The organism is Pedobacter antarcticus (assembly GCF_900103515.1).
Taxonomy (GTDB): Bacteria; Bacteroidota; Bacteroidia; order Sphingobacteriales; family Sphingobacteriaceae; genus Pedobacter; species Pedobacter antarcticus.
Window position 1 is genome coordinate 62,883 of the sequence record NZ_FNGZ01000001.1, and the last position, 15,211, is coordinate 78,093.

General features: G+C 40.4%; 16 protein-coding genes. 8 read left to right on the forward strand and 8 right to left on the reverse strand.

Annotated features, from left to right (window positions below):
- The first annotated feature begins 54 nt into the window (after positions 1-54).
- Entirely contained in the window at positions 55-1,026 is a 972-nt protein-coding gene (locus BLR53_RS00285) for a 2-hydroxyacid dehydrogenase (protein WP_074586072.1), read from the forward strand.
- Here BLR53_RS00285 and BLR53_RS00290 read toward each other — a convergent pair.
- Together BLR53_RS00290 and BLR53_RS00295 are read right to left on the reverse strand one after the other, a co-directional pair.
- Entirely contained in the window at positions 1,004-1,324 is a 321-nt protein-coding gene (locus tag BLR53_RS00290; protein WP_074586075.1) for a chaperone modulator CbpM, read from the reverse strand. The two genes, BLR53_RS00285 and BLR53_RS00290, sit on opposite strands and share 23 nt — an antisense overlap.
- A 15-nt stretch (positions 1,325-1,339) precedes the next feature.
- Positions 1,340-2,254 (reverse strand): DnaJ C-terminal domain-containing protein, encoded by a 915-nt coding sequence (locus BLR53_RS00295; RefSeq protein WP_074586077.1) that lies wholly within the window; start codon positions 2,252-2,254, stop codon positions 1,340-1,342.
- Between the two features lie 305 nt (positions 2,255-2,559).
- Here BLR53_RS00295 and BLR53_RS00300 point away from each other — a divergent pair, with 305 nt between their 5' ends.
- Entirely contained in the window at positions 2,560-3,573 is a 1,014-nt protein-coding gene (locus BLR53_RS00300; protein ID WP_037443370.1) for a LacI family DNA-binding transcriptional regulator, read from the forward strand.
- Positions 3,574-3,641: 68 nt separating this feature from the next.
- On the opposite strand, the gene BLR53_RS00305 is transcribed toward BLR53_RS00300, so the two are convergent.
- Complete coding sequence (locus BLR53_RS00305; protein WP_074586080.1) at positions 3,642-5,375, reverse strand: phospho-sugar mutase; 1,734 nt, start codon at positions 5,373-5,375, stop codon at positions 3,642-3,644.
- Between the two features lie 253 nt (positions 5,376-5,628).
- Between BLR53_RS00305 and BLR53_RS00310 the strand changes: the two genes are divergently transcribed.
- Positions 5,629-6,942, forward strand: a complete 1,314-nt coding sequence (locus BLR53_RS00310) for an aspartate kinase (RefSeq protein ID WP_037443374.1) — start codon at positions 5,629-5,631, stop codon at positions 6,940-6,942.
- A gap of 3 nt (positions 6,943-6,945) precedes the next feature.
- Here the strand turns inward: BLR53_RS00310 and BLR53_RS19870 are convergent, their stop codons facing one another.
- A complete protein-coding gene (locus tag BLR53_RS19870; RefSeq protein WP_157282910.1) occupies positions 6,946-7,122 on the reverse strand; it encodes an SNARE domain-containing protein in 177 nt (58 codons plus the stop codon).
- A 1-nt stretch (position 7,123) separates the two neighbouring features.
- On the opposite strand from BLR53_RS19870, the gene lysA reads away from it, so the two are divergent.
- Positions 7,124-8,281, forward strand: a complete 1,158-nt coding sequence (gene lysA, locus BLR53_RS00315; RefSeq protein ID WP_074586082.1) for a diaminopimelate decarboxylase — start codon at positions 7,124-7,126, stop codon at positions 8,279-8,281.
- 593 nt (positions 8,282-8,874) lie between these two features.
- Here the strand turns inward: lysA and BLR53_RS00320 are convergent.
- The 3 genes from BLR53_RS00320 to BLR53_RS00330 all read right to left on the reverse strand — a co-directional run bounded on the left by BLR53_RS00320 (position 8,875) and on the right by BLR53_RS00330 (position 10,748).
- Complete coding sequence (locus BLR53_RS00320) at positions 8,875-9,090, reverse strand: hypothetical protein (protein WP_037443379.1); 216 nt, start codon at positions 9,088-9,090, stop codon at positions 8,875-8,877.
- 18 nt (positions 9,091-9,108) lie between these two features.
- Positions 9,109-9,492: an SRPBCC domain-containing protein gene (locus BLR53_RS00325; RefSeq protein ID WP_037443381.1), complete on the reverse strand. Its 384-nt coding sequence runs from the start codon at positions 9,490-9,492 to the stop codon at positions 9,109-9,111.
- A gap of 65 nt (positions 9,493-9,557) precedes the next feature.
- The gene (locus BLR53_RS00330; RefSeq protein WP_074587231.1) at positions 9,558-10,748 is read right to left on the reverse strand and encodes an acyl-CoA dehydrogenase family protein; all 1,191 of its coding nucleotides are present in this window, start codon (positions 10,746-10,748) and stop codon (positions 9,558-9,560) included.
- Positions 10,749-10,870: 122 nt separating this feature from the next.
- On the opposite strand from BLR53_RS00330, the gene BLR53_RS00335 reads away from it, so the two are divergent.
- Positions 10,871-11,257: a dihydroneopterin aldolase gene (locus BLR53_RS00335; RefSeq protein WP_244889421.1), complete on the forward strand. Its 387-nt coding sequence runs from the start codon at positions 10,871-10,873 to the stop codon at positions 11,255-11,257.
- A gap of 20 nt (positions 11,258-11,277) precedes the next feature.
- A complete protein-coding gene (locus tag BLR53_RS00340) occupies positions 11,278-12,687 on the forward strand; it encodes an FAD-binding oxidoreductase (RefSeq protein WP_074586085.1) in 1,410 nt (469 codons plus the stop codon).
- Between the two features lie 23 nt (positions 12,688-12,710).
- Here BLR53_RS00340 and BLR53_RS00345 read toward each other — a convergent pair whose 3' ends face one another.
- Positions 12,711-13,193 carry an acyl-CoA thioesterase gene (locus tag BLR53_RS00345; protein ID WP_074586087.1) on the reverse strand — a complete coding sequence of 161 codons (483 nt, stop codon included), beginning with the start codon at positions 13,191-13,193 and terminating at the stop codon, positions 12,711-12,713.
- Positions 13,194-13,268: 75 nt separating this feature from the next.
- Here BLR53_RS00345 and BLR53_RS00350 point away from each other — a divergent pair, with 75 nt between their 5' ends.
- Both BLR53_RS00350 and BLR53_RS00355 read left to right on the forward strand, forming a co-directional pair.
- On the forward strand, positions 13,269-13,703 hold the full coding sequence (locus tag BLR53_RS00350) for an Hsp20/alpha crystallin family protein (protein WP_037443386.1): 435 nt from the start codon (positions 13,269-13,271) through the stop codon (positions 13,701-13,703).
- A gap of 790 nt (positions 13,704-14,493) precedes the next feature.
- On the forward strand, positions 14,494-15,114 hold the full coding sequence (locus BLR53_RS00355; protein ID WP_143007788.1) for a hypothetical protein: 621 nt from the start codon (positions 14,494-14,496) through the stop codon (positions 15,112-15,114).
- The last annotated feature ends 97 nt before the right edge of the window (positions 15,115-15,211 follow it).

Below are 15,211 nucleotides of genomic sequence, written 5' to 3' on the forward strand. Positions count from 1 at the left end.
TCAATTCAGCGTAAATTATGCTGAATTGCTTCAATACGCTAAAAATTAGATCAGATGAGAGTATTTGTTACCAGAAGAATTGCAGACGCTGGTTTGCAGTTATTGAAAGATGCCGGTTTAGAAGTTGAAGTATGGGCTGAAAAAAGAAAGTTGAGCCAGGGTGAATTAATCAGTGCCTGTGGCAACGCAGACGCGCTGATAAGTGCTGGACAAGCATTAAACGAAGAGTTTATGGAGGCCTGTTCACACTTGAAAGCTATTGCTCTTCATTCCGTTGGATATGATAATGTAGATATAGCTGCCGCAACCAGGTTGGGAATTCCTGTTGGAAATACCCCGGGTGTTTTAAGTGAGTCTACAGCAGACACTGCTTTTTTGCTAATGCAGTCTGTTGCAAGAAATGCATTTTATATGCATAAAACAATTGGACGTGGTGAGTGGGGATTTTTTGAGCCAACAGCGAACCTGGGCCAGGATCTCAGTGGGTTGACACTTGGAATATTCGGTCTTGGTAAAATCGGTTTTGAGATGGCAAGAAAGTGTCGTGGTGCTTTCGGTATGGACGTTATCTATCATAATCGTAAACCAAATGAACAGGCCGAGAAGGAACTGGATGCCAAATACGTTAGTTTCGAAGAACTTCTTCAACATAGCGATGTGCTAAGCGTTCATACTGATCTAACACCGCAAACCAGACACAAATTTGATGAAAGTGCTTTTAAACAGATGAAACCCACGTCAATTTTTGTGAATACTGCCAGAGGTTCCATACATGTAGAAACAGATCTGAAAACTGCACTTGAGAAAGGAATAATCTGGGGTGCAGGACTGGATGTTACGAGTCCTGAACCAATGCAAGCAGATAACCCACTACTCGACATGCCCAGAGTTGCTATATTGCCACATGTTGGTTCAGCTACTTTGAAAACAAGAACAGCGATGTCCCGACTTGCTGCAGAGAATATAATTGCAGTTGCTCAAGGCAGACAAATGGAGTATCAGGTTAATGCTTCACCTGATGTTTGAAATCGGGAAAATGCTCCTGAACGTAAATATGATTTTTAAGCTTTGAAATTTCCGACTGCATTTGCTTTACTTTTTGCAGCAGATGTACAATCGCATCGATGCCTTCTATATTAATCTGAAGATCATAGTGGAAATGGATAAATCTATCCATTTCCACTAATTGTTCATAATGCAGATATTTTTGACCGTTTCTGGTAGTCAGTACCACTAAGCCGGAGTCTTCTAATGCTTCAATGAATGTTTTAGGTACAGCATAATGTGTACAGTAATCATTTATGGTTATCAGTTCTGTTTCCATAGCTAACGTGTTTTATTAACCTGATATAGCCTGTAATTCTTTAAAGAGGGCTTCTTGTTTTTCATTCAGGTTGGTTGGTATCTTAACCGTATAAGTCACAAAAAGGTTTCCGAATTCACCTTCTTTTTTATATACAGGGAAACCTTTGCCTTTTAGCCGTACTTTAGTGCCATTTTGGGTACCTGCAGGTATTTTTAATTTCACCTTACTGGTTAGAGTATCTACGGTAACCTCACCGCCTAATACAGCAAGGAAAAGATCTATTTCTTTATTTAGGAACAGGTCATCACCGACACGATGAAACCGGTTGTCTTCGGCGATGGTAATGGTAATTAACAGATCTCCGTCCGGCCCGCCATTGGCTCCGGGACTTCCCTGGCCTTTAAGCTTAATTACCTGACCGGAAGCGATTCCGCCGGGAATTGTGATTCTCAGGCTCTTACCATTAACTGTCACCGTTTTTTTATGGGTTTCAGCAGCATCCATGAAAGATATTTTCAGTTCAGCCTGCAGATCCTGACCTTTAAAACGTGCGCTGTTTCTACTTTGCCGCGCACCGCCGCCACCGAACATAGACTCAAAAAAGTCTGAGAAGTCACCGCCACCGAAGTTTCCTCCTCCTCCGCCATATCCACCACCACCACCAAAACCGCCGCCGAAAGGGTTACCCCTGCCAGGCTGGCCTGATTGCTGGAACTGGTCAGCATGTTTCCAGTTCTCCCCATATTCATCGTATTTCTTACGCTTTTCAGGATCATTTAGCACTTCATTAGCCTCATTTACCTGCTGGAACATCTTATTGGCTTCTTTATCATCAGGATTTAAATCCGGGTGATACTTTCTGGCCAGTTTACGGTATGCTTTTTTAATATCATCCTGTGAAGCTGACTTATCAACACCCAAAACTTTATAATAATCAATGTATGCCATAGTCTTTGAATCGAAAGCCAAATTTACGTTAATATCCTGAATTATGAATAACGTTGAATTCAGATGATTGCGAAAATTATGCCGTCGACCGGTAAGATCACAGAAAGAGATAAAAATAACTTGCTTAACTATGTAATGGTTAGAAATGCCTCCAGGTATTCGTACTAAAGAACACTTATTAAGCTATTTTTTATTTATTGCCGTATTTTGAATAAAAAAATCAAAATAAACGTGTAGAGACAGTGGAGACTGTTTCAGTTATAAAAAATATTTTTCTAGCTTGCTTTCGAATTAAACGACGAAGCATGAAACCCCTTTCCATAAAGGATATTGCCAAAAAGGCTAATGTCTCTATTACAACAGTGTCATTTATCTTAAATGGCAAAGCTGAAAAGATGCGCATAAGCCAGGAGATGATTTTAAAAGTAGAAAAAATCATCCAGGAACTCGGTTTTAAACCTAACCAGGTAGCCCGCAGCTTACGAACAGGCACAACAAAAACTATCGGACTTATTGTTGAAGATATTTCCAACCCTTTTTTCGCTGCAATTGCAAGGTTGATTGAGGATAAAGCTTATAAGCACGGATATAAGATAATTTACTCCAGTACAGAGAATGATCTGGAAAAGGCAAAAGGACTCATCAGAATGTTTAAAACCAGGCAGGTAGACGGATATATTATCGTCCCGGTAACCGGACTGGAAGAAGAGATACAGGATTTACTAAATAATAATACACCGGTGGTTGTATTTGATAGAAGTCTGCCGGGGTTGGATGTCAATAGCGTGCTAGTTGATTGTGCGGCTGGAACATATGCTGCTGTAGAATCCCTCATTAAACAAGGGAAGAAAAATATTGCATTCGTAACCGTAGATGTGGATGTTCAACAAATTAAAGACCGCTATGCGGGTTATATGAATGCGTTAAAAGATAGTGGCATTAAAGCCTCCAAAAAACTGCATCAGTTAATTCCTTTCAGTAGTACCCCCGATGAAACGGCCGGCCTTCTCAAAAATTTCTTCACCAAAAATGCGGAGATAGATGCTGTATTGTTCGCTACCAATTATCTGGCAGTTCGCGGTCTTTTTTGTTTCAAGGAACTGAACAAAACACTCAATGGAGATTTTAAAGTGATTTCTTATGATGATCACGATATTTTTAAACTGCACAGTCCCGAGATCAGCGCAGTAGATCAGCCTATCGACGAAATTGCAGAAAATGTAATTAGTCTGATCCTTAAAGATCTGGCTGCTGACCATACGCTTGAGAAAGCTCCATTTAATCAGGTTCTATTAAAATCAAGATTAATTAGCAGATAAAATAAAACCCCGATGAGCAGCGCTTATCGGGGTTTTATTTTATAGGTGTTAAAGATTAGATTTACAGGTTAAGCCTGCAAGTCTTCCATCAATGATTTTATCTTTGCAGCAAGCTGTGTGTCAACATCTTTGAAAGCTTCACGAGTCGAAAGCGGCGCATTTACACTGCAATAAAATTTAATCTTGGGCTCAGTACCGGAAGGTCTCGCAGAAACGATACTTCCATCTTCTGTAATGAATTGCAGGACATCCGATTTAGGGAAATCCAATTTACTTTGCTTTTGCTGAATCAGATCAGTTTCAACGCCCAATTCATAATCCTTAAGCGTTTTAACTTTTGAACCGCCTAATGTCTGAGGAGGGTTGCTGCGGAATTTCTCCATCATAGCTTTAATCTCTTCTGCACCAGATTTTCCTTTTTTAGTTAAAGAAACCAGTTCTTCTTTATAAAGGCCGTATTCTACATACATGTCCAGCATTGCATTATATAAACTGCTGCCCTTATCTTTATAGAAGGCAGTCATTTCTGCTATAAAAGCGCAGGAGATGACCGCATCTTTATCCCTCACCAATTCACCAATCAGATAGCCGTAGCTTTCTTCACCACCACCTATAAAGGTTTTTTTACCCTGAAGACTGGTAATCAGCTGTCCAATATATTTAAATCCGGTTAAGGTATTATAGTATTTTACTTTTTTAGCGTCAGCTATTGCTTCAATCAGGTTAGTGGTTACGATCGTTTTAACGATATACTGATCGCCATCTAGTTTTCCCTTTTCATCCCAGGCAGTTAACAGATAGTTAATTAATAAACTACCGGTCTGGTTCCCATTAAGCAGAACAAATTCACCGTCATTATTTTTAACTGCGATACCAACCCTGTCTGCATCCGGATCTGTCGCCAGTACTAAATCTGCATCAATTTCCTGCGCTTTTTTAAGTGCAAGCGTCATTGCTTCCTTTTCTTCCGGGTTCGGATAAACAACTGTTGGGAAATTGCCGTCTGGTTTTTCCTGCTCGGCAACCACTGTCAGGTTATCAAAACCAAACTGAGCCAGCGCTTTAGGAACTAACGTAATTCCAGTTCCATGAATAGGGGAGAATACAATCTTCAGATCTTTCTGTCTTTCGATAGCCTCTGGTGAAACCGATAATTTGGTTATCGCATCCAGGTACTGCTGATCAATTTCTTCACCGATCAGTTCGACATTTTCAGCTATCCTTTCAAATTTGACATCATCAATGTTTTTGATTTTGGCAACTTCATCCATAACCATGGTATCATCAGGTGAAGTAAATTGTCCTCCATCTGCACCGTATGCCTTATAACCGTTATATTCTTTAGGATTATGCGAGGCAGTTAGCATTACACCACTGCGACACCCTAAAGTTCTGATTGCAAAAGAAAGTTCTGGAGTGGGGCGTAAAGCTTTAAAGAAATAAACATGAATACCATTCGCAGAGAAAACATCGGCAGCGATACCTGCAAATTCATCAGATTTATTTCTGCTATCATGTGCAATAGCAACTTTAATCTTTTCTCCCGGATATTTATTAAGCAGATAGTTGCTTAAACCTTGTGTGGCTGTGCCTATTGTATATTTATTAATCCTGTTGGATCCTGCACCCATAATACCGCGTAAACCGCCGGTGCCAAATTCCAGGCTCCGGTAAAAGGCATCGGTTAGTTCCACGGAAGCATTTTGAGCAACTAATTGCTGAATTTCTGCTTTTGTTTCCTGGTCGTAATTACCGTTAAGCCAGGTATCAATGGTTTGCTGTGTAGCTGCGTCTAATTGCATAAGATTTGATGATATTTGATTATTTTTCTCTGTTAAAAGAATAAAAGAGGTCGAATTGTTTAGCGCCGGACCGCTATTTTGCAGGCAGTCCAAATTTTATTTTGTTTATAGCGTGAATATTACAGGCGATTTATTAATTTCACGCCTCAATACAATTATATACCAAATTAATTGAATAAAAAATACCTTCCTCAAATAATTAAAAACGAGGTTTTCTATTTTACTGTTCAATATTTTAAAACCTAAATGTAAAATGAAAATATTAAAGTTTGGTGGAACTTCTGTAGGAAGTCCCGCTCGGATGAAAAGCTTATTGGATATCATTGATCCTTCAGCAGAACAAATTGTGGTATTATCGGCCGTGTCTGGTACAACCAATAGTTTAGTGGAAATTTCGGACAAACTTTTAAAGGAAGATAAACAGGTTGCGTTAACTTTGATTAACGCATTACTTGCTAAATACAATGAGTTTATAATTGAACTTTTACCTGAAGGCGATTTCCGTGATCAGGGACAGGAAGTTGTAGATTATCATTTCAATTTTCTGGCTTCTTTAGTCAACGATATTTTCACACCAATTGAAGAAAAAGTAGTGCTTGCACAAGGAGAACTCCTGTCAACTACTTTATATCATATTTATTTGAAATCAATAGGCGTACCTTCAGTATTACTGCCTGCACTGGATTTCATGAAAACAGATGCTGACAACGAACCCGATATTCCTTTTATCACAGCTAACCTTCAACCAATTTTAGCAAAATATCCAGAAAATAAGCTATTCATTACTCAAGGCTTCATCTGCAGAAACAGCTTTGGTGAAGTAGATAATTTACGTCGTGGCGGAAGTGATTACACCGCATCTTTAATCGGTGCAGCCTTATTGGCAGAAGAAGTTCAGATCTGGACCGATATCGACGGCATGCATAATAACGATCCAAGAATTGTTAAAGGTACACGCCCAATCTCACAGCTTTCTTTTGATGAAGCAGCCGAGCTCGCTTATTTTGGGGCTAAGATTCTTCACCCTCAGTCGGTATTCCCTGCTCAGAAATATAAAATTCCTGTACGCTTGTTAAATACTATGGAGCCTTCAGCAAAAGGTACGTTGATCTCTATGGAAAGTGAAAAAGGAAAGATCAAATCTATTGCAGCAAAAGACGGAATTACAGCGATCAAGATTCATTCCAGCCGCATGCTTTTAGCTTATGGTTTCCTGAGACGTGTATTCGAGATTTTCGAGCGGTATAAAACGCCAATCGATATGATTACGACTTCTGAAGTAGCGGTATCCCTCACTATCGATTATACAGATAATCTGGAGAAGATTGTAGAGGAGCTGCATGCATTTGGTTCAGTAGAAATAGATACCGACCAGACTATTGTTTGTGTTGTAGGTGACTTCGGTGCCAGCAAGCATGGATTCGCTTCCAGGGTATTAGATTCTATCAAGCATATTCCGATCCGGATGATTTCTTATGGAGGCAGTCAGTATAATATCTCCCTGTTAATTAATACGGAAGATAAAACTGAAGTCCTCAGAAGTTTACATAACCGGATTTTTGAATAAGTCTTATCTCTTTTTGAGGTAAACCAGAATAGCAACTAATATAAAAAGGAGTGCGACGAAGATTCTTATCCTTCTGTCGTATTCTTTACTGCTGATCTTATTGCGCCGGAAATCCATGTAGTTTCCAAGGTATATCAGCCCCATACCAATTAAACAAAATACAAGTAGAAATTTAAACATTATGTTTTCTAATAAAGATATAGCGCAATTTGCAGATTTAGATACACCTTTTTATTATTATGATCTCAAATTATTGCAGCAAACACTGGACGCTTGTGCAGCAGCTGCAAATGCGCATGATTTTCACGTGCATTATGCAATGAAAGCAAATTTTAATGACCGTTTACTACAATCCATCCATGCAACTGGCTTCGGCGCAGACTGTGTGAGTGGTAACGAAGTAAAAAAGGCAATCGAAATTGGTTTTCCAAAAGAACAGATCGTATTTGCAGGTGTCGGTAAGTCTGATAAAGAAATTAATGAAGCACTTGATCTTGATATTTTCTGCTTCAATGTGGAGTCAATTCAGGAACTTGAAGTTATCAATGAACTGGCGCAGGCTAAAGGAAAAACCGCTAAAGTAGCGATCCGTATCAATCCAAACGTAGATGCGCACACGCACCATAATATCACGACAGGACTGGATGAAAATAAATTCGGTATCAACTCCTGGGATCTTCCACTTTGTGCGGAGACACTTAAACTTGCTAAAAACCTGGAATTTGTGGGTATCCACTTCCACATCGGTTCACAAATTACTAACCTGGATGTCTACAAAAATCTATGTGTCCGTGTAAATGAGTTTACAGGCTGGTTTGAAGAGCGCGGCTTCATGGTTAAGGTATTAAATGTTGGTGGTGGTCTGGGGATTGATTATCAGAATCCGGAACAACAGATTCCCGACTTCATCGCCTATTTCCAGATATTTGCCGATTTCTTAAATAAAAGACCTAACCAGGAGGTTCATTTTGAACTTGGCCGGGCACTGGTTGGGCAAAGCTCTTCGTTAATTAGCAGGGTTCTATATGTTAAAAATGGCAAGAAAAAGAACTTCGTAATCCTGGATGCGGGTATGACTGAACTGATGCGGCCTGCACTTTATCAAGCATATCATCAGATTGAGAATATCAGTCGTCAGGATAGTGAAGAGGTAACAAAGTATGATGTGGTAGGTCCGATCTGCGAAAGTACAGACTGTTTTGGTAAAGAGGTTTTATTACAGGAGACAAAAAGGGGCGATCTGATTGCAATTCGTAGTACAGGGGCTTATGGTGAGGTCATGAGTTCACACTACAATCTCAGAGAGGCTGTAAGGTCTTCGTTCGGCCAGGGGGGGTGATAAAAGGGGGTGCGGTAATAGCATAAAAAAAAGAGATTAGGTTTATTCAGAACTACAGCAAAGCTGAAAGGTTCTTTTAAACCTAATCTCTTTTTTTTATGCGGGGTTACCGCGGTATTTAAGGGAGGTCCGGGGGTGTACAGGGGACTGTAGCACTCTTTTTTTTGCGTGTTATATCCGCGGAAAAAGGGAAGGGGGTGATGAAAGGGGGTGCGGTAATAGCAAAAAAAATAGGTTAGGTTTATTCAGAACTACAGCAAAGCTGAAAGGTTCTTTTAAACCTAACCTATTTTTTTTGCAGGGTTACCGTAGTATTTAAGGGAGGTCCGGGGGTGTGTAGGAGGGCTGTATAGGTTTTTTGCAGGGTTACTGTAGTATTTATCTTGGGTCCGGGGGTGTGTGGGAGGGTTGTATAGGTTTTTTGCAGGGTTACTGTAGTTTTTGGGCGATTATGATGAGGTATGTTACGGTTTGTTTTAGTAGTGATGTTTAGCAGTATTGGTTTTAGGGGACGGTTTTCCGGGAAAAGCAAAAGGCTACCTTGATGGGTAGCCTTTTGCTTTTTGATAGGGCGGTATTTTGTTGTGTAGTTATTATGCGTTCTTTTTGGAGCTGAACATGATAATGGCTCCGGCTAGCAGGACTATTCCTCCGGCGTAGGGAGGCCAGTTAACGGTTTTCTCTTTATCTGCAGAGACCTGGATTGGGCCTGCATCGATAATTTTCTCTTTCTTGGTGTAGGTAAAGCCGGTCCAAATTAGCAGGACGGCACCTACAATTACTAAGATTAATCCGAAACTCTTGTTCATAATTGTTTGTTTTTAGGTTTATTCTTCCTCGAAGAAATCCTCAAGTCCGCCAAGGTAATGCTCGTTGATGCCTGCAGTGAAATCATCAAAGTCTTCGTCGGGAATATTGGTTTGAACAAATTCCAGGGAAGTACCTTTTTTATCAGGGTGCAGTTTGATCGTTACAATAGAGGGCTCATTGTCTTCTCCGAAGTACCATTGTTGTACAATTTTTTTGCCAAAGTCAAATTCCAGATTCTTCCCGACGATATCTCCATCCCAGAAAGAAAATTCGGTGCCCACTTCCTCAGTGAATTCTACTTCCGCGCCGGTCCAAAGTTGGATGCTTTGCGCTTTAGTCATGGCCAGGTATACCTCCTCAGGAGTAACAGGAAGGGAATAGTATTTTTTAAAAGTCTTCATTTGATGTATTGTTTACTATTTGTTGTAGCCGTTGCCAGCAGTTTTATTCTATTTTTTATTGATCGCTACTTAAAAGCGTTAATTCCGGTTACATCCATGCCGGTGATCAGCAGATGTATATCATGTGTACCTTCGTAGGTGACGACAGATTCCAGGTTCATTATATGTCTCATAATCGGATATTCACCGGTTATGCCCATTCCGCCAAGCATCTGACGGGCATTTCTTGCGATATCAATTGCGATTTCCACGCTATTTCTTTTGGCCATTGAGATTTGTTCTGCGGTTGCCCGGTTTTGTGATTTCAGTACACCTAATCTCCAAACTAAAAGCTGGCCCTTGGTAATCTCAGTTATCATTTCAGCCAATTTCTTTTGCTGTAGCTGGAAACCACCGATAGGTTTACCAAACTGTTCCCGTTGTTTTGAGTAGCGTAAGGCGGTATCATAACAATCCATCGCCGCACCCAATGCGCCCCAGGCAATCCCATAACGAGCTTGGTTCAGGCAGCCCAACGGGCCTTTCAAGCCTGAGATCTCAGGAAATACATTTTCCTTTGGGATTTTCACCTGGTCAAAAACCAGTTCACCAGTTGCCGATGCACGTAAACTCCATTTATTATGCGTTTCGGGAGTTGTAAAACCCTCCATACCACGTTCAACAACCAATCCCCTGATTTTTCCCGCTTCATCCTTGGCCCATACCACAGCAATGTCAGCAAAGGGAGCATTTGAGATCCACATTTTTGAGCCATTCAGCAAATAATAGCTACCCATATCTTTGATATTGGTCGTCATGCCACCAGGATTAGAACCATGATCAGGTTCTGTTAATCCGAAGCATCCCATTAATTCACCCGTAGCTAATTTAGGAAGATACTTTTTACGCTGTTCCTCCGAACCATATGCGTATATCGGGTACATGACCAACGAACCTTGTACAGAAGCAGTTGAGCGGATCCCAGAGTCGCCACGCTCCAGTTCCTGCATCAGGATGCCATAAGCGATGTAATCTAGTCCCGCGCCGCCATACTCAACCGGAATAGTGGGTCCGAAAGCTCCGATTTCACCTAAACCTTTAATCAAATGTTTCGGAAACTCCGCTCTTTGTGCATAATCCTCAATCACCGGGCTGATTTCTCTCTTCACAAAATCTCTCGCTGCAGATCGGATCAGTAAATGTTCTTCGGTCAGTAATTCATCCAGTAAATAATAATCCGGTGCTTCATAAAGGTCTTTCTTTCCTGATTTATTCATGCTTTCCATTATATTTGGTTGATGGGAATGCCGGCATTCTTATTCGAAAAGCTCTGTCCGGCCTGTTTTCAAAGGTAATGATTTCGGGTAAGGAAGGTCAGGACCGTTAAAAAATTAATTTATTGCACATCAGAATTATGTATTTACAAACCGTTGCTTTGAGAGACGTCAGGTGTTTTGCCCTGCACGGCTATTATCCGGAAGAACAATTAACAGGAACTGAATTTTTAGTCAGCGCAGAGGTGACTTTTGAACATACCGGCGAAACAGAAGATCTGGGCAGGACTGTTAATTACGAAGTACTCAATACCATCATTCTGGAAGAAATGGCTAATACGCAGAAGATGCTGGAAACCGTCGTCAGGAAAATGCTTGACAGAATAATTGCACTATATCCATTTATCAAAACTGCTGAAGCAGCGGTAAAAAAGATGCATCCGCCGATGCCAGGAGAAATTAACCATTCATTTGTTAGCCTGAGTTATACCGCACCTCTTACAACCCTATAATTTTATATCCTATACAAACTATGCCCGTAACCAGCCCTTATCATTTAATAGATGCTGCTTTTATTTTGCAGTTGACTGAAATACTCGGCGAAGCAAACGTCTTTACAGATAGTCAGGTTCTTGACAATTACAGCCATGATGAAACCGAAGATCTGCGCTATCAGCCGGAAGTAGTCGTGAAGCCCGCAGATACAGCTCAGGTTTCAGCAATTTTGAAATTATGCAGTTCGGCCTACGTTCCTGTAACCCCAAGGGGTGGTGGAACAGGGCTTAGTGGCGGTGCATTACCGGTTTATGGTGGGGTACTTATGTCTATGGAAAGGTTCAAATCTATTATAGAAATTGATACAGAAAATCTTCAGGCAACAGTAGAGCCGGGTGTCATCACCGAAGAATTTATGAATGCTGTCGCTGCTGAAGGTCTGTTGTATCCGGTAGACCCATCCAGTAAAGGCTCTTGTTTTATTGGGGGAAATGTCGCGCATGGGTCCGGTGGTCCAAGGGTAGTTAAATATGGTACTATCCGGGAATATATCTTAAATCTGGAAGTCGTCCTGCCAAATGGAGATGTTATCTGGACAGGTGCTAATACCTTAAAGTATGCATCAGGATACAATCTCACGCAGTTAATGATCGGCTCAGAAGGAACATTGGGCGTGGTCACTAAAATTGTGACCAAACTAATTCCCAGAACTCAGCATAATGTAGTCCTTTTAGGCTCATTTCTGGAAAATGAAGCTGCCTGCGCTGCGGTATCGGCAATTTTCAGAGCTGGTATTATTCCATCTGCACTAGAATTTATGGAACGCAAAGGGGTAGAATGGGTTATCCGTTTTGATGATATTAAATTCGATCTCAAGGATAATGTAAAAGCTTTCCTGATGATTGAGCTCGACGGCGATGATCTGGACACGATCTTTAAAGATGTCGAGAAGGTGAATGAGGTGCTTGAATCACATGGTTGTACTGAAGTGCTTTTTGCAGACACTGCAGCTCAAAAGGAAGACTTATGGCGTATGCGCCGGGTAATGGCCGAGTCGGTGAAATCCAATTCTGTCTATAAGGAGGAAGATACGGTAGTGCCGCGCGCTGCTTTACCTCAACTCATTAATGGTGTTAAAGAAATTGGAGCCCGTTATGGATTTGAAAGTGTTTGCTACGGACATGCGGGCGATGGCAACCTACATATCAATATCATCAAAGGTGATATGTCTGATGAAGACTGGAAGTATAAATTAAAAGAAGGGATTGTCGAGATTTTTCAGTTGACCGCTAAACTAGGTGGTACAATTTCCGGAGAACATGGAATTGGTTTAGTGCAGCGCGAATTTATGCCACTTAAATATAATGAAGTGCATCTCAACCTGATGCGTGGGATCAAACGTGTTTTTGATCCTGATCTGATACTCAATCCCGGCAAGATTTTTTAATAAAAGCGCCTGCTCGGCAGGCGCTATAACTGTTCAAATTCAATCATTTTATTACGTTCATGGGCCGGTATTTCCACGGCCGTCTTTGTCTTATAGTCGAAAGCCACACAAGTCGTTTTCCCCCTTGTGCATATCTTCTCCTCGCCATTGATATGTTTGACTATCACATACTCCAGATCGAAACTTGTATTTCCAATTCTCGAGGTCCGTACATACATACTGATAGTATCTTTCAGGAATACCGGTAACTTATAGTTAATTCCGGCACTTGCAATTACTACGCCTGTTTTTTCCCAGTCCCAGGAAATTGCCTGCTTCCAATATTTAGTCCGTGCAATTTCCATATAAGTGAAATACATTGCGTTATTGACGTGACCCATCATATCGAAATCCACAAATCTGGTTTCAATAGTAGTTTTATACTTGAATTTGTCAAGATTCGAGTCTGTTTCGGACTTTATGTCATCTTGTTTTTTATTTTTACGCCAAAATGTCTTGAAAATCATAAATAATTGGTTTGGTATAGGAGTTGAATAAGTGCTTGTATCAAATAAGAAAATTAAAAATAAAGGAGAATAATCATGACATTAGTAAATTTTAACAACCGCACAAGAAACACCGCACCTTACTTTAACAACGTTTTTGATTCATTGTTCAGTGATGCACTAAATAAAAATTACACTATTAATAAAGTTCCTGGTGTAAATATTATGGAGTCAAAAGAGGCTTATACTATCGAGCTTGCTGCCCCTGGATTGGAGAAAGAAGATTTCCAAATCAATCTGAAAAAAGAAAACTTATCTATTTGGGCTGAGAAAAAAGCAGCTGATACAGCTGAACTTAAAAACTACAGCCGAAAAGAATTTGATTACCTTTCTTTTGCCAGATCTTTCGTGTTACCGGAAAGTGTAGATGCAGAAAAAATTGCTGCTGAATATGTGAATGGTATTTTGACCATTACGATTGGCAAAAAAGTGGATGTGCAGCCGGAGAGTAAAGAGATAAAAGTTTCTTAATAAAGGAAGTGTTCGTAAGAGCGCTTTTTTTATTAAGAAACTTTTGAAGAGTGTTACACAATTAAAATGGGTTATGGTTTTTGCCTCCACAGCCGGAGGCTGTAAGTTGGCAGTAAAACCATAACCCATTTTAATTTGAGGTTTCTCCCTGTAAGTTTGTTGCGAAAAATATTGCACATCGAACGGAGGTTTATTGCGATGTCCGGTATGGGGGCATGGTAAGGCGAAGAGAGTTAGTTGTCAGCGTTCGTAAGAGCGCTTTTTTTATTAAGAAACTTTTGAAGAGTGTTACATAATTAAAATGGATTATGGTTTTTGCCTCCACAGCCGGAGGCTGAAAGTCGGCAGTAAAACCATAACCCATTTTAATTTGGGGTTTCTCCCTGTAAGTTTGTTGTAAAAAATATTGCACATCGAACGGAGATTTATTGCGATGTCCGGTATGGGGGGATGGTAAGGCGTATTGTTTTTTAGCATTTGTTGGAGAGGAGTTAGTTGTTAGCGTTCGTAAGAGCGCTTTTTTTGTTTAGGGATTTTATTTTTTAGTGATTTTGAATGGCATTTTTTAAGTTTTTGGAGATGCATATCCGATTAGATGTTTGATCTTCTTTTGCTGACGCCGGTTGGGAGGTGTTGATTAGTACGTCGGGGGATTCAACGATGGCATGTGTTTCAGTATTGGTTTTACTGATTTAGTTTTTTATATATTAAAGGCAGATTTAATTGAGGTGCTTCTCTTTTTTTTACGGGGCACGTGTATGTGCAAAGAGTAATTAATATTTATTAGGGTATGAGGTTCTTGTTATTGCTGTTTTTTATGTTTTTAGGTGTGAAGGGAGCAGACGCCCAGTTGCTGAAGGAAGGGAAATTACTTTTGTCCTTTTTACAGGATAATGCCGATAGTACGGTTGTCTTCGGGTATAAGACCGGATTTCTTTCGCCACCAGAATTTGTTATGATTAGTAAGAAGGGCGATACGATTACAGCTTATACTTACAGGGCCCCGCCAGCTGAGGAAGTTCTGATGCCGCACAATATAGGTTACGCAGTCATGATGAATCACAGATTTAGTATTTATAAGGTGCCGATAGCAGTTAATCAGTTTTTCAATCCATTTTTTATTCCGGGTGATGAGCTTTTGATTTTGTGGAAGGCACTTAAGGATGAGCAGGCTTGGGATATTCAAGATGATACAGTTGATGGCGGGGGGTGTCCGTTACCTATTGACACCCGCATTTACGATGCAGCGAGCGTGGAAGTTCAGTTATTGACGAAAGAGAAGGTCCGTAATTTAAGTTTTTATGCACCTGCTTTTTACGAGAAAAACTGCCCTGGCAGAAATGGGAGGATACGTATCATGGCGATTGAAAAGCTTTTTCTTGAACATTTTCAATTTAAGTCGCGATTGTAAATTGCGTTCGTAAGAGCGCTTTTTTTATTGAGAAACATTTGAAGAGTGTTACACAATTAAAATGGGTTATGGTTTTTGCCTCCACAGCCGGAGGCTG

Bases quoted from the DNA above. Each gene is read 5' to 3' on its own strand.
- BLR53_RS00325 (WP_037443381.1), bottom strand. From the start codon at position 9,492: ATGAAGACTTTTAAAAAATACTATTCCCTTCCTGTTACTCCTGAGGAG.
- BLR53_RS00290 (WP_074586075.1), bottom strand. From the start codon at position 1,324: ATGGAAACAGAACTGATAACCATAAATGATTACTGTACACATTATGCT.
- BLR53_RS00330 (WP_074587231.1), bottom strand. From the start codon at position 10,748: ATGAATAAATCAGGAAAGAAAGACCTTTATGAAGCACCGGATTATTAT.
- BLR53_RS00300 (WP_037443370.1), top strand. From the start codon at position 2,560: ATGAAACCCCTTTCCATAAAGGATATTGCCAAAAAGGCTAATGTCTCT.
- BLR53_RS00320 (WP_037443379.1), bottom strand. From the start codon at position 9,090: ATGAACAAGAGTTTCGGATTAATCTTAGTAATTGTAGGTGCCGTCCTG.
- lysA (WP_074586082.1), top strand. From the start codon at position 7,124: ATGTTTTCTAATAAAGATATAGCGCAATTTGCAGATTTAGATACACCT.
- BLR53_RS00355 (WP_143007788.1), top strand. From the start codon at position 14,494: ATGAGGTTCTTGTTATTGCTGTTTTTTATGTTTTTAGGTGTGAAGGGA.
- BLR53_RS00285 (WP_074586072.1), top strand. From the start codon at position 55: ATGAGAGTATTTGTTACCAGAAGAATTGCAGACGCTGGTTTGCAGTTA.
- BLR53_RS00305 (WP_074586080.1), bottom strand. From the start codon at position 5,375: ATGCAATTAGACGCAGCTACACAGCAAACCATTGATACCTGGCTTAAC.
- BLR53_RS00345 (WP_074586087.1), bottom strand. From the start codon at position 13,193: ATGATTTTCAAGACATTTTGGCGTAAAAATAAAAAACAAGATGACATA.
- BLR53_RS00340 (WP_074586085.1), top strand. From the start codon at position 11,278: ATGCCCGTAACCAGCCCTTATCATTTAATAGATGCTGCTTTTATTTTG.
- BLR53_RS00350 (WP_037443386.1), top strand. From the start codon at position 13,269: ATGACATTAGTAAATTTTAACAACCGCACAAGAAACACCGCACCTTAC.
- BLR53_RS00310 (WP_037443374.1), top strand. From the start codon at position 5,629: ATGAAAATATTAAAGTTTGGTGGAACTTCTGTAGGAAGTCCCGCTCGG.
- BLR53_RS00295 (WP_074586077.1), bottom strand. From the start codon at position 2,254: ATGGCATACATTGATTATTATAAAGTTTTGGGTGTTGATAAGTCAGCT.
- BLR53_RS19870 (WP_157282910.1), bottom strand. From the start codon at position 7,122: ATGTTTAAATTTCTACTTGTATTTTGTTTAATTGGTATGGGGCTGATA.